11 protein-coding genes are annotated in these 13,206 nt (G+C 72.7%); 7 read left to right on the top strand and 4 right to left on the bottom strand.

Going from position 1 to position 13,206, the window contains the following annotated elements; translation table 11 throughout:
- Positions 1-272: 272 nt before the first annotated feature.
- From ACH4NX_RS16990 to ACH4NX_RS16980, 3 genes are all read right to left on the bottom strand, one after another.
- Entirely contained in the window at positions 273-1,163 is an 891-nt protein-coding gene (locus ACH4NX_RS16990; RefSeq protein ID WP_398127636.1) for a cellulose-binding protein, read from the bottom strand.
- A 166-nt stretch (positions 1,164-1,329) separates the two neighbouring features.
- Entirely contained in the window at positions 1,330-4,122 is a 2,793-nt protein-coding gene (locus ACH4NX_RS16985; RefSeq protein WP_398127635.1) for an SUKH-4 family immunity protein, read from the bottom strand.
- Between the two features lie 7 nt (positions 4,123-4,129).
- Entirely contained in the window at positions 4,130-5,155 is a 1,026-nt protein-coding gene (locus tag ACH4NX_RS16980; protein ID WP_351388894.1) for an SMI1/KNR4 family protein, read from the bottom strand.
- A gap of 305 nt (positions 5,156-5,460) precedes the next feature.
- Here ACH4NX_RS16980 and ACH4NX_RS16975 point away from each other — a divergent pair, with 305 nt between their 5' ends.
- Entirely contained in the window at positions 5,461-6,036 is a 576-nt protein-coding gene (locus tag ACH4NX_RS16975; RefSeq protein ID WP_351388896.1) for a YwqJ-related putative deaminase, read from the top strand.
- Positions 6,037-6,145: 109 nt separating this feature from the next.
- Positions 6,146-6,640, top strand: a complete 495-nt coding sequence (locus tag ACH4NX_RS16970; RefSeq protein ID WP_351388898.1) for an SUKH-3 domain-containing protein — start codon at positions 6,146-6,148, stop codon at positions 6,638-6,640.
- Between the two features lie 76 nt (positions 6,641-6,716).
- On the opposite strand, the gene ACH4NX_RS16965 is transcribed toward ACH4NX_RS16970, so the two are convergent.
- Positions 6,717-8,036: a histidine kinase gene (locus tag ACH4NX_RS16965; RefSeq protein ID WP_351388900.1), complete on the bottom strand. Its 1,320-nt coding sequence runs from the start codon at positions 8,034-8,036 to the stop codon at positions 6,717-6,719.
- 399 nt (positions 8,037-8,435) lie between these two features.
- Between ACH4NX_RS16965 and glmU the strand changes: the two genes are divergently transcribed.
- The 5 genes from glmU (at position 8,436) to ACH4NX_RS16940 (ending at position 13,130) form a co-directional block, all read left to right on the top strand.
- Entirely contained in the window at positions 8,436-9,884 is a 1,449-nt protein-coding gene (gene glmU, locus ACH4NX_RS16960) for a bifunctional UDP-N-acetylglucosamine diphosphorylase/glucosamine-1-phosphate N-acetyltransferase GlmU (protein WP_398127634.1), read from the top strand.
- 135 nt (positions 9,885-10,019) lie between these two features.
- A complete protein-coding gene (locus ACH4NX_RS16955; RefSeq protein ID WP_279562665.1) occupies positions 10,020-10,994 on the top strand; it encodes a ribose-phosphate diphosphokinase in 975 nt (324 codons plus the stop codon).
- A 194-nt stretch (positions 10,995-11,188) separates the two neighbouring features.
- Complete coding sequence (locus ACH4NX_RS16950; RefSeq protein WP_351388904.1) at positions 11,189-11,776, top strand: 50S ribosomal protein L25/general stress protein Ctc; 588 nt, start codon at positions 11,189-11,191, stop codon at positions 11,774-11,776.
- Positions 11,777-11,897: 121 nt separating this feature from the next.
- The gene (gene pth / locus ACH4NX_RS16945; protein WP_398127633.1) at positions 11,898-12,494 is read left to right on the top strand and encodes an aminoacyl-tRNA hydrolase; all 597 of its coding nucleotides are present in this window, start codon (positions 11,898-11,900) and stop codon (positions 12,492-12,494) included.
- Between the two features lie 108 nt (positions 12,495-12,602).
- Complete coding sequence (locus ACH4NX_RS16940) at positions 12,603-13,130, top strand: hypothetical protein (protein WP_398127632.1); 528 nt, start codon at positions 12,603-12,605, stop codon at positions 13,128-13,130.
- The last annotated feature ends 76 nt before the right edge of the window (positions 13,131-13,206 follow it).

The following is a 13,206-nucleotide window of genomic DNA, read 5'->3' as shown; positions in this document are numbered from 1 at the left end:
GGGTACGACGGCCCGCGGGGAGGTGGGGGCGGGCTCAGCACCCTCATCGGCGGCTCGCCGGCCGTCCTGCTGTGGACGCCGGGCACCGATCTGGTCTCCGGCTCAGCCAGGAACAGCGCCGCCGCCAGGAGGCCGTGGAGGGCACGTTCCTGGCTGGGGCGGTACGCCGGGGCGAGGGACGGCGCAGAGAAGGCCGAGGAAGCCTAGGAAGCCGAAGAAGCCGAGGAAGCGTGGAGCCGTGGAAGCCCTGGAAACGGGCCTTCCGGCGTCGCTCACTCCACCGCCCGCCCCGTCAGCGAACTGAGGTTGCTGCGTACGGAGGCCATGTGGGCCTGGAGTTCGTCCCACCGCTCCCCGTGCTCCCGCAGCACCCGCTCCGTCTCGCGGGCGATCCGCTCCTGACACTCCCGGGCCTCGGCGACCACCTCGGCCGCCCGGGCCCGGGCCTCCTCCTGCCACCGCCCCGCCGCCTCCCCGGCGTCGGCCAGGGCCCGCCTCGCCTCGCACACATCCTGTTCGGCAGCGGCCTCCAGCTCAGCGTGGTGTGCGTCGAGGGCCCTCGCCCGCTCCTCCTCCGCCCGTTCTTCCCCGGCCCACCGCTCCGCCTGCTCCCGGCTCTGCTCGGCGAGCATCCCGGTGGTCCGCTTCCGCATCTCGCGCAGCGCGGACAGCGCCTCTCCGCGTCCCGCCCTCACCTCGCGCCGCGCCTCGATCCGCGCCTCGTCGGCCTCCGCGCGGGCCGCCAGCAGCCGGTGCCGGGCCCGTTCGTCGGCCTCGGCGCGTACGGCGTCGGCGTGCGCCCTCGCCGCCTCGTTCACGCCGACCGCGTGCGCCCGGGCTTCCTCCAGCAGGCTCCGCGCCGCGCTGCGCGCCCCCTCACGTACGGCCTCGGCCTCCTCCTGACCGAGCCGGAAGAGGTGCCGCGCGCGCTCCCCGAGCTCCTCGTAGTCCTGCGAGGCGAGCTCCGCGACCACGTCCAGCAGGTCCTCCAGCTCCTCCTCCATCTCCCGGGCGAGCACGGTGAGCCGGGCGGCCCGCTCCCAGGCCGCGTCGCGCTCCTCGAAGAGGGCCGTGGCGTACGCCTCCACCTGTTCGGGACGGTAGCCGCGCTCACGCCCGCGTACGGTCACGAAGCCGTGAGGGGACGCCGATGCGCTGCTCATGCCTATCACCCCTGCGGTGAACTGTCGCACTAAACGGACTTAACCGACTTTATGGATCGGAGGTAAAGCCTCATAATGCGACACACCGCACAGATACGGGCGGGGCCCGGTCGCCTCACAGGTCGACCGGGCCCCGCCCGTCGGTCACGTCAGCGGCCGGGCCGCCTCACAGCAGCCCGTCCCACATCTGCTCCAGCAGCACCGACCACCAGCTCTCCGGCGACCCGAGCGCCGCCGGGTCCAGCGCGGCCAGCTGCGCCTGGAAGTCCACCGTCCAGCGGCCCGCCTGCTCCTGGTTCAGACCGAACCTGAGCCGCCACATCCGGCCCAGCAGCGCCAGGCAACGCGCGAACTCCGGCAGCCCCGTGTTCACGAACTGCGGCGGCACGGGCGTACCGCCCGGCCCCGCCTCCACCGGCACCGCCACGATGGCCGCCGTGCCGTACTGCACACAGATCGCCCGGCCGAAGTCGCTGCCCACGACGAGGTACGAGCCCGCGTCCGAGGCCGGCTGCACACCCCGCTCGGCCGCCAGCTCCGCCAGCGTCGGCACCGGACGCCCCGGCTGGGCCTGCGCCCAGAAGAACGGACCCATGTCCATCGGCAGACCCGCCGCCACCAGCGTGTGCGCCACGACCGGCGGCACGCCCTGCCGGGACACCGCGGCCTGCTCGAACCGGAAGACGCCCGGACCGAACGCGCCGCCCAGCTCCTGCCCGATGGCCTCCGGCGGGACCGGCGGCGCCGGCTGCACCTGCGGCAGCGGAGCACGCACCGGTGCCGGACGGGCCGGCCCGTCGGCCACCTGGTGCAACTCGCCCTGGTGCACCAGCAACTGCCGCATACCCTGCTGCCGGCTGGCGTGATCCGTGCCGTACGGCGCGATGGAGGTGATCCGCGCCTGCGGCCACTGCTCCCGGATCATCCGCGCGCAGTACGCGCCCGGCAGCTCGCACGACTCCAGCTCCGTGTGCAGCTCCAGCACCTGGTCCGGCGGCACGTTCATGGCCCGCAGCTCGTGGAAGATCTGCCACTCCGGGTGCGGCGTACCCGGCGCCGAACGCCGGATCAGCTGCTGCTCGGAACCGTCCTGGGCGCGGTAGCGCAGCACGGCCTGGTAGCCCGGACCGACGGTCGGCAGACCGGACGGCGGCTGCTGCGGATAGCCGTACGCCGGCGGCTGACCCGGCACCGGCCCGCCGGGCGGCGGCATGGCACCGGGCGGCACGGCACCGGGCGGCACGGGCTGTGCGGCACCCGGGCCGCCCGGAGCGCCAGGCGGGCCCGGGACTCCGGGCGGACCGGGGACACCCGGGGCGCTCGGCGGCGGAGGCGTGCCGGGGCCACCCATGGAAGGCCCGGCCAGCACGGTCTGCGCGTGGTGCACGGCACCGCCCGCGCCCCCCGAAGAGCCCTGGGGGCCGGGCGCCCCGGGAACTCCGGGAGCGGCTGGGGGCGGCGGCGTGCCCGGGCCACCGGGCCCGCCTGCGACACCTGGAGCGCCAGGCGCACCGGGCGGACCCGGCGGCTGGGGAGCACCGCCGCCCGGCCGGCCGGGGCCGGCCAGCATCGTGGCGGCATGGTGCATCCCACCGGGAACACTCGGCGGGGGCGGCGTACCCGGCATGCCCGGGGTGCCCGGGTTGCCCTGACCGGCCGGAGGCTGCGGCGCACCCGGCGGGGGCGGCGTGCCCGGACCGGCCGGACCGCCGGAACCTGACGGGCCACCAGGACCGGCCGGACCACCAGAACCGGCCGGACCACCGGGACCGGCCGGGCTCTCGGGACCGAGCGACGACACCAGCTGCGTAGGCACATAACCGCCGCCCCCCGGCGCCTGAGGCCCCGTCGGCGGAGGCGTGCTCCCCGGCCGCGCGCCCGGCATGCCAGGAGCACCCGGCGGAGGCGGCGTGGTCGAACCACCGCCACGGCGCGGCGGAGGCGAGGCCTTGCTGGTCGCGGCGTCGGCGATGTCCCCGGCGTTCGGCGCGAGCGGCCGGGCCGGCGTGGTGGACGCCCCCGGACCGGCGGGCGGCTGCGAAGCGGGCGGCGTCGGCGGTGCGGGCGGCGGCGTGTCCGCACCCGCGGACGCGGCCGGCGCGTTCGGGCCGTCGATCGCCGGCGAGAGCGCCGTCGGCGGAAGCCCGCTGCCGCCCGACATCAGCGCCGTCTTGGCGTCCGGCTTCGCCGCGGGCGGCCTGTCGTCGTCGGAGCCGCTCAGCGGCGGCGCGAACACGGTCTGGGGCAGCGGTACGGAGCGGTCCTCGCCGGCGTCCGCGTTGGTGTCCGTCCCCGCCCAGGGCGTCGCCCCGGCAGGCGCACCCGGCGCACCGGCCGCACCCGCCCCGGAGCCGGAACCCGCCCCGGCGGCGGGCCAAGCCGCACCGCTCCCCTGCGCGTCCGACGAAGCGGCGGACGTCACGGGAGCCGCAGGAGCCCCGGGCGCCGACGGCACCCCGGCCCCAGTCCCGGCACCACCACCGACACCGGTACCGACACCGGCACCGGCACCACTGGCGTCACCACCGGCACCACTGGCGTCACCACCGCCACCACCGTCGTGATCCCCCCGCCGCCGATCCGGGATGCCCAGCTTGTCCGCCGCCTCCTGCAACCACTCCGGCGGAGTCAGCAAGAACGACGTCTGGTTCAGGTCCACCCGCGCCGCGGGCGCCGGCGCGGGATCCGCGGCCCCGTCGGGACGGCCGTACTCCTCCTCGTACCGGCGGATCACCTCACCCACCGGCAGCCCCGGCCACAGCGTGGCCTCACCGCTGTCCCGCGCCAGCACCAGCCGCTGCGCGCCCCCGTCCGAACGGGGCCCGTCCGCGCGGTCCTCGGCCCACACCACGAACCCGAGCTCGAACTCCCGCACCCGCACCTCACGGTGCTGGTACGCCGGGAGCTCGCCGTTGACCCACTCCTCCGCGCGCTCCTGCGCCTGCGCGAACGTCACCATCGCCAGCTCACTCCCCTACCGACGCCGACGTCACGGGCACCGCACGCGCGAAACCGCCGTCCACCATCAGGTTCGCCACCGTCTCCAGCTCCGGCGGGGACCCCGCCAGCCTCGACAGGAACGCGTCGAAGTCGTCACCGCACGGCAGCAGCAGCCGCTCCACGCGATCCGCCGGCGGCCACGACGGGTCCACGTCCCGCACGTCGTCGTAGGCGCAGAACCACACCGAACCGATCCGCTCGCCCTTCACCTTCACCGCGAGCAGACCGCCCTGGACGAACGCGACGCCCAGGTAGTCCTTCGTCAGGTGGTCCCGCAGACACTTGTTGACATAGACCAGGTCGTTGACCGCCGCCTCCTCACGCACCGTGAAGAACGGCTGGTCGACCAGCAGCCCCAGCTCCGCGTCCAGCGCCGTACCCACCGGCGCGCAACCACCCGCCGCCTTCAGGAACGACCGGTACGCGCCCGGCAGCCGGTACCCGAGGTCCTCCTCGACCTCCTGCACCTGCTGCTCCGACACGGCCACACCCGACTTCGGCAGACCGAAGTGCGCCGGACGCGTCTCCTGCAACGGCCGCGTCCCGCGCTTGCCCTGGTCCACGGCAGCCGTCGCGATCCCGCCGTGGTGCCTCAGGAGCGCCTTGACCTCGACCGGGACCAGCTCCATCCGCCGTGACCCGGCCACGTGGTGCCACGTCCAGCCGTGCGGCGTCGCCACCGCCGGCACCGTGTCCCACAGCTCGTGCCCCGACGCCGACAGCGCGGCGTTCGCCGACACGTAGTCCGTCAGCCGCAGCTCGTCGACGCCGAATCCCTCCGGCGGGTCCGCGATCTCCGCGATCGCACGGGCGTACGGCGTGAAGACGGGGTAACCGCCCTCGTCCACCCGTACCCCTCTGGGGTGACGTGCCGCCCGCACCGGATCCGGGAAATGTACGACCTGCCCGGCATAGGCCGCGTTCGGCGGCGCGGCGTGTCCCCCGGCCTGGCGGCCGGGAGGTGCCCCCAGCCCGAGCCGACCTGTCGTCATGGCGGTTGCCCCCTGCGGCGTCTGTCTGATCTGGGTCTGTCTGATCTGGGTCCGACCGCACCTGTCTGCACTGTCCGGTCACCGCACGCGATCGCGGTGCCGACAGCCTATGCGGTACGACGGGACCGGTCACCGGCGCCGGACCTCGCACCCACCACCCGCCCCTCCACTTCCGTGACCAGCCGTCACCCTCCCGTGACGCAACGCCCACGCCCGGGCGTGTCAACACGCCCCAGCTTCCGCAGGAGCCACGGGATTTGGCACTCTGTGACCTTCGGGGGGATGCTCAGGAGGGGAAGATGATCATGAGTGCGACACAGGCGGGACCCCACACGGGGCGGTCCGACGGCCCCCGCGGCGGCGATCCCCGCGGCGGCCACTTCCGCGACGGCGACCCCCGCGGCGGCGACCCCCGCATCGGCTGGAGCGCCACCGAAGCCCTCCAGACCCCCACTCTCCAGCACCGGCGCGACGGCATCCTCCCCACCGTCGCCGCCGCGCTCTCCGTCCGCGGCACCACCCTCACCGGCACCGCCACCCGCGCCGACACACCCCCGGCCCTGCACCACCTCGTGCAGGACTTCCTCGACACCCTCACCAGCGGCCAACGAGACCGTTACACCGGCCGGTGCGCCGAGACCATCCTCATCTCACGGCACCTGGCCGCCGCGGACGCCACCCGCAGCAAACGCGCCGCCCGAAAACCCATGACCAACGGCGAAGCCCGCAAAGCGCTCAAACACGCCAAACTCACCACCCGCCGCATCCGCGAGGACGGCGACCCCCTCCACGGCAGCTTCGCCACACCGTGCCGCGCCTGCACCGCCCTCAGCGCCCACTTCGGTGTCCGGGTCGTCGACCCCACGACGAACGACGACTGACCCCCGGCGCCCACGCCAACGACCACCCGCGCCGCACGACACGGCACGCGGCACGTCACCACCGAGCCGACCGAGCCGACCGAGCCGACCGAAACGAACCCAAGGGCAGATGCACGCCGACCGCACCTCCACCACCCGCTTCCCCGTCCCCGTCGACGCCGCCCTGCGGGACGCCGGCTGGCAACCCGGACGCTGGGACATCAAGCAGGCCGAGATCTGGGCCGACACCCTGCGCGAACACACCTCACCCGCGGGCCACCGGCACACCGTCTTCCCCGCCGCGGTCGAGGCCTGGGCCGAATTCGGCGGCCTCCACATCGCCCCCACCGGCCCCGGCCGCCAGATCGCCCCCGCCACCCTGCACCTGGACCCCCTGCACGGCCTCCACTTGGCCCGCACCCTCGGCGACCTCGGCCGCGCCCTCGACACCCAGACCTGCCCGCTCGGCGCCGAGAGCGACAGCCAGTCCCTCATCGCCATCGACACCGAGGGCCGCGTCTACGCCCTCGACCACACCGGCGACTGGTACCTCGGCCCCACCATCGACCAGGCCCTCGCCACCCTCGTCGCCGGCACCCAGCCGACCCGCCTCACCACGGGCTGACGGACGCCGACGGGCGTTGACGGACGCCGACCGGTGTTGACGGGCGTTTGGCCAGACCCTCGGCCACGAAGCCCGGCTACGAAGCCGGAATCACCGCCGACACCCGGAAACCCCCCGCGTCCGTCGGCCCCGACACGAACACACCCCCCAGAGCGGCCACCCGCTCCTTCATCCCCACCAGCCCGTTGCCACCCGACGGCAACCGCGCCGACGACTCCGACGACACCTCCGGCGGCGGCTCGTTCTCCACCTGCATCGCGACCTCCGACACCCGGTGCGCCAGCCGTACGTACGTCTTCGCGCCCGCCGCGTGCTTGTGCACGTTCGTCAACGCCTCCTGCACCACCCGGAACGCCGTCTGCTCCACCTCCGCCGCATACGGCCGCCGCTCCCCCTCCACCGACAGGTCCACGGCCATCCCGGCCGCCTCCGACTGCCCGATCAGCTCACCCAGCTCGGACAGAGACGGCCCCTCGGCGAGCCGCTCACCGTCGCCCGCCGCCCGCGAGGCCGCCGCCGCCGCGGCCACCCCCACCGCGGCCAACGGCACCGACGCCCGCTCCGCACGCGCACCGGCCCCGCCGCTGCGCAGCACCCCGAGCATCTCCCGCAACTCCGTCAGCGCCTGCCGCCCCATGTCCCCCACCAGCGCGGCGTTCTTCACCGCCTTCTCGGGGTCCTTCCGCGCCACCGCCTGCAACGCCGCCGCGTGCACCACCATCAGACTCACCCGATGCGCGACCACGTCGTGCATCTCCCGGGCGATCCGCGTCCGCTCCTCGCCCCGCGCCCACTCCGCGCGCTCCTCCGCGCGCTCGGCGAGCAACTGCAGCTCCCGCTCCAGGCTGTCCGCCCGCTCCCGCAGACTCTCCATCAACCGCCGTCGCTGCCCCACGTACAGGCCCAGCAGCAGCGGCGGCGCCGTCGCCCCCACCGACATGGTGATCGCCGCGAAAGGCAGGATCCAGTCCCCTACCGCCAGGTCCTCCCGCACCATGTCCTGCCGCACCCGCACGAACGTCACGATCAACGTCCCCAGCATCGACATCCCGGCCAGCGCGCCGATGACGCGACGCGGCAGCTCGCACGCCGCGAGCGTGTACAGGCCGACGATGCCCATCAGGAAGCCCATCTGCGCGGGCGTGATGGCGATCGCCACCAGCACCACCGCGATCGGCCACCGCCGCCGCACCACCAGCACCGAACCGGCCAGCAACCCGAAGACGACCCCCGCCGCCCACGGGATCCCGGCGTCCCGCGCGAACGGAACCCCCTCCGCCGCGCACTCCAACGCGGACACGACACCGAGGCTCACGTCGAGCACCGCACCGCGCCGCCTGTCCCACCACCAAGGCCCACCCCGGGCCGGTACGTGGTCTTCCCCCGTCGTGGTCATGTCCTCCAGCCTACGGGCGGCGGGCGGCACATTTCCGGCGACTTTCGACAAGCGATACGACGCGATACCCCTCGTCCCTCCCGACCGCCCACCCGAGCCCCGCAGAGCGGCATTTCGGCGCCGAGTTGTACCGTCGCACGGAAGGCACCCGGTACGGCATAGTGTTGGGTGCCGACTCGGCGGCCTGACGGAATGTCCGGTTAGTTGAGTTTCATCCCCCATGGTGTAATCAGGCAGCACTGAGGGTTTTGGTCCCTTAAGTTCAGGTTCAAATCCTGATGGGGGAGCTGCGGCTTCCGGGCCCTGACATCTGCGTCGGGGCCCGCACTCATGTCCCCCACGAACCACCCCGGTATCCTGCGGATGTCCACCCCCACCCCCTCAGCCGAAGGGCATCCCGTGAGCGCCATTCGCCCGGCCGCCGTCGTCGTTCTCGCAGCGGGTGAGGGCACCCGTATGAAGTCGGCCACACCCAAGGTCCTGCACGAGCTGTGCGGCCGGTCCCTCGTGGGGCACGTGCTCGCCGCCGCCGGTGAGCTGGACCCCAAGGAACTCGTCGCCGTCGTCGGGCACGCCCGCGAGAAGGTCACCGCGCACCTCGCCGAGGTCGCCCCCGACGTGCGCACCGCCGTGCAGGAGCAGCAGAACGGCACCGGGCACGCCGTGCGGATGGGGCTGGAGGCGCTGGGCGGCGCCGTGGACGGCACGGTCGTGGTCGTCTGCGGTGACACTCCCCTGCTCACCGGTGGGACGCTGCGGGCCCTCGCCGCCACCCACTCCGCCGACGGCAACGCCGTGACCGTGCTGACGGCCGAGGTGCCGGACGCGACGGGGTACGGCCGGATCGTGCGGGACGGGGCCTCCGGTGCCGTCACCGCGATCGTCGAGCACAAGGACGCCTCCGAGTCGCAGCGGGCGATCCGTGAGATCAACTCGGGTGTCTTCGCCTTCGACGGGCGGCTGCTCGCTCAGGCGCTGGGGAAGGTGCGGACGGACAACAGTCAGGGCGAGGAGTACCTCACCGACGTGCTCGGGATCCTGCGCGAGGCCGGTCACCGGGTGGGCGCGTCCGTGGCCGGTGACCATCGGGAGATCGCGGGGATCAACAACCGGGTGCAGCTCGCCGAGGCCCGCCGGACGCTCAACGACCGGTTGCTGACCGACGCCATGCTGGCCGGCGTGACGGTCGTGGACCCGGCGACGACGTGGGTGGACGTGACGGTGACGTTCGAGCAGGACGTCGTCGTCCACCCGGGTACGCAGCTGCTCGGCTCGACGCACCTGTCGGAGGGCTGCGAGGTCGGGCCGAACTCCCGGCTCACCGACACGCGCGTGGGCGCGGGCGCCCGCGTGGACAACACGGTCTCCCTCGGTGCCGTGGTCGGTCCGGAGGCGACGGTGGGACCGTACGCGTATCTGCGTCCCGGTACCCGTCTCGGGCCCAAGGCCAAGATCGGTGCGTACGTGGAGACGAAGAACGCCTCGATCGGGGAGGGGACGAAGGTCCCGCACCTCTCCTATGTGGGTGACGCGACGATCGGTGAGTACACGAACATCGGTGCCGCGAGCGTGTTCGTGAACTACGACGGGCAGGACAAGCACCACACCACCGTCGGCTCGCACTGCCGTACGGGTTCGGACAACATGTTTGTGGCTCCTGTCACGGTCGGGGACGGCGCGTACACCGCCGCCGGCTCGGTGATCACGAAGGATGTGCCGCCCGGTTCGCTGGCCGTGGCCCGTGGCCAGCAGCGGAATATCGAGGGTTGGGTGGCTCGGAAGCGTCCGGGGAGCGCCGCGGCGAAGGCGGCCGAGGCGGTGTCCCGGGAGGCCGGCGGCGAAGGCTGACCGGAAACCGGCGCGTCGAACACGGCGTACCGTGATAAGTGCACATCCGCACCCCACCAGCTGAGACGCCCTCCCGCACCCAGCCGGAAGAGCGTCCGTGACGTTCAGCTGCGAAACCTCTGAGGAGAAAGTGCTGTGACCGGGATCAAGACGACCGGCGAAAAGAAGATGATGTTCTTTTCCGGCCGCGCCCACCCCGAGCTTGCCGAGGAGGTCGCCCATCAGCTGGGTGTCGGGGTCGTCCCGACGAAGGCCTTCGACTTCGCCAACGGCGAGATCTACGTGCGGTACCAGGAGTCGGCCCGTGGCGCCGACTGCTTCCTGATCCAGAGCCACACGGCTCCGATCAACAAGTGGATCATGGAGCAGCTGATCATGATCGACGCGCTGAAGCGCGCGTCGGCCCGCTCCATCACGGTCATCGTGCCGTTCTACGGTTACGCGCGCCAGGACAAGAAGCACCGGGGGCGTGAACCGATCTCGGCGCGTCTGATCGCCGACATGATGAAGACGGCGGGCGCGGACCGGATCCTGACCGTGGACCTGCACACGGACCAGATCCAGGGCTTCTTCGACGGGCCCGTCGACCACCTCTTCGCGCTGCCGCTCCTCGCGGACTACGTGGGCGCGAAGGTGGACCGGTCGAAGCTGACGGTGGTGTCTCCGGACGCGGGCCGGGTGCGGGTGGCGGACCGGTGGTGCGACCGGCTGGGCGCGCCGCTGGCGATCGTGCACAAGCGGCGCGACAAGGACGTGGCGAACCAGGTGACGGTGCACGAGGTCGTCGGTTCGGTGGAGGGCCGGATCTGCGTCCTGGTGGACGACATGATCGACACGGGTGGCACGATCTGCGCGGCGGCGGACGCGCTGTTCGCGCACGGTGCGGAGGACGTCATCGTGACGGCGACGCACGGTGTGCTGTCGGGTCCGGCGGCGGACCGGCTGAAGAACTCGAAGGTGAGTGAGTTCGTGTTCACGGACACGCTGCCGACGCCGAACGAGCTGGAGCTGGACAAGATCACGGTGCTGTCGATCGCGCCGACGATCGCGCGTGCGGTGCGTGAGGTGTTCGAGGACGGTTCGGTCACGAGCCTGTTCGACGAGCAGTGAGCGTCGCGCGGTAACCGTTCCGCACAGATCGTTTTGGGTACGGCCTCCCTCTCCGAGTAGACTGTCGAAGTTGCTCGGCGAGGGAGGCCGTACCCGTTTTCACGGGTGTGGCGGTCCGTTATCGACGCGCTCTTCGTAGCAGGCCGTTCGTGGCCGGGTGACCACGTCCGATTCTGTTCATACGAGGAGTGACCATGGCTGAGGTAAAGATCGCCGTCGAGACGCGCACCGAGTTCGGCAAGGGTGCCGCGCGTCGTATCCGCCGCGACAGCAAGGTTCCGGGTGTTCTGTACGGCCACGGTTCGGACCCGCTGCACCTGACGCTTCCGGGTCACGAGCTGCTGCTGGCGCTGCGTACGTCGAACGTGCTGATCGCGCTGGACATCGACGGCAAGACCAACGAGCTGGCGATCCCGAAGTCGGTCCAGCGTGACCCGATCAAGGGCTTCCTGGAGCACGTCGACCTGCAGCTGGTGACGCGCGGCGAGACCGTGTCGGTCGAGATCCCGGTGCAGGCCGAGGGCGAGCTGGCCCCGGGCGGCTTCCTGCTGGAGTACGTCCTGGACGCGCTGCCGGTCGAGGCCGAGGCCACGCACATCCCGCAGCAGGTCACCGTGTCGGTGGCGGGTCTGGAGGCCGGCGCCTCGATCCTCGCCAAGGACATCGAGCTGCCGTCCGGTGTGAAGCTGGACGTCGAGGGTGACACCGTGGTCCTGCAGGTGCTGTCGGCGCAGGCCGAGGAGGCCCCCGCCGAGGGTGGCGACGCGGCCGCCGAGGCCTGATCCTCAGCACGGTCATCGTTGGGTCGGCCGCTGCTCCCGTGCGGGGCAGCGGCCGACTCGTCTGCATGTGACGGGTACGACGTGACGGGTACGACGTGACGGATACGAAGGAGACACGGACGTGACGACGGACGCGGGTGCGCCCTGGCTGGTGGCCGGTCTCGGCAATCCCGGCCCCGAGTACGCCTCGAACCGGCACAACGTCGGTTTCATGGTGGCGGATCTGCTGGCGGAGCGGATCGGGGCGCGGTTCAAGCGGCACGGCAAGGCGCAGGCGCAGGTGGTCGAGGGGCGGATCGGACCGCCGGGGCCGGCCGGCCGGCGGGTGATCCTGGCGAAGCCCATGTCGTTCATGAACGTTTCGGGCGGGCCGGTGACGGCGCTGCGGGACTTCTACAAGGTGCCGGTCTCCAACATCGTGGCGGTCCACGACGAGTTGGACATCGACTACGGCGTCCTGCGGCTGAAGCTGGGCGGCGGGGACAACGGGCACAACGGGCTGAAGTCGATCACGAAGGCGCTGGGTCCGGACTACCACCGGGTGCGGTTCGGCATCGGACGGCCGCCGGGGCGCATGCAGGTGGCGGACTTCGTGCTGCGGGACTTCTCGTCGACGGAGCGCAAGGAGCTGGACTACTTCGTGGACCGGGCCACGGACGCGGTGGAGGCCCTGGTGATCGAGGGACTCGAGCGGGCGCAGAGCGCCTACAACTCCTGACCCGCCACTCCTGACGTACGCGCTCCGACCCGCGGCCCCCGGCGTACAACTCCTGACTTGTCCCTCGATGGCGCGCGGGCGAGTTGACCGAGCGCGCAGGTATGGCCAATGATCCCGGCCATGCCTGCCTCAGCCACCGCCGCAGCCGCCGCCCGTCCCCGCCGGGCCTCGCACGCCGTGCGTGTGCTCGGGCGGTTCGGCCGGGTCGCGGCGATGGGGACGGTCACGGCGCTGATCCTGATCGCGGGTGTGTGGGCGTCCTGGGGTACGGCGCAGCACGTGCTGCTGACCAAGGGGCGGGAGCAGGGCACGGTCGAGGTGTCGCGGTGCGGCGAGGGGTCGTGCAGTGGGCCGTACTCGCCGGTGTCGTCGGGGTCGCAGGCGCGGGAGCGGGTCGTCATCGACGACTCGGTCGCCGTGGCGAAGGGGCGGACGTACGCGGTGGTGCTGAAGCCCGGCGGTGACGACGTGGTGCGTTCGGGTCCGGCCGGGATGCTGTACGCGTGGGTGCCGTTGGGCGGGGCGCTGCTGCTCGCCTCGGTGGTGGTGGCGGGCGGTCTGCGGCGGACGCGGGCGGCGTGGGGGATGGCCGGCGCGGGTGTGGCGTTGCTGACGGCGGCGTTCTTCGCGGTGTGATCCGCCGAGCGCACGGACGTGACGGTGCCCCCGTGCTCGAGTGGTGAGCGCGGGGGCACCGTCGTGTGCGGGGCGG

The sequence above is a fragment of the Streptomyces sp. NPDC017225 genome (genome assembly GCF_044331465.1).
Taxonomy (GTDB): Bacteria; Actinomycetota; Actinomycetes; order Streptomycetales; family Streptomycetaceae; genus Streptomyces.
This window is presented reverse-complemented; position numbering and strand designations above follow the sequence as displayed.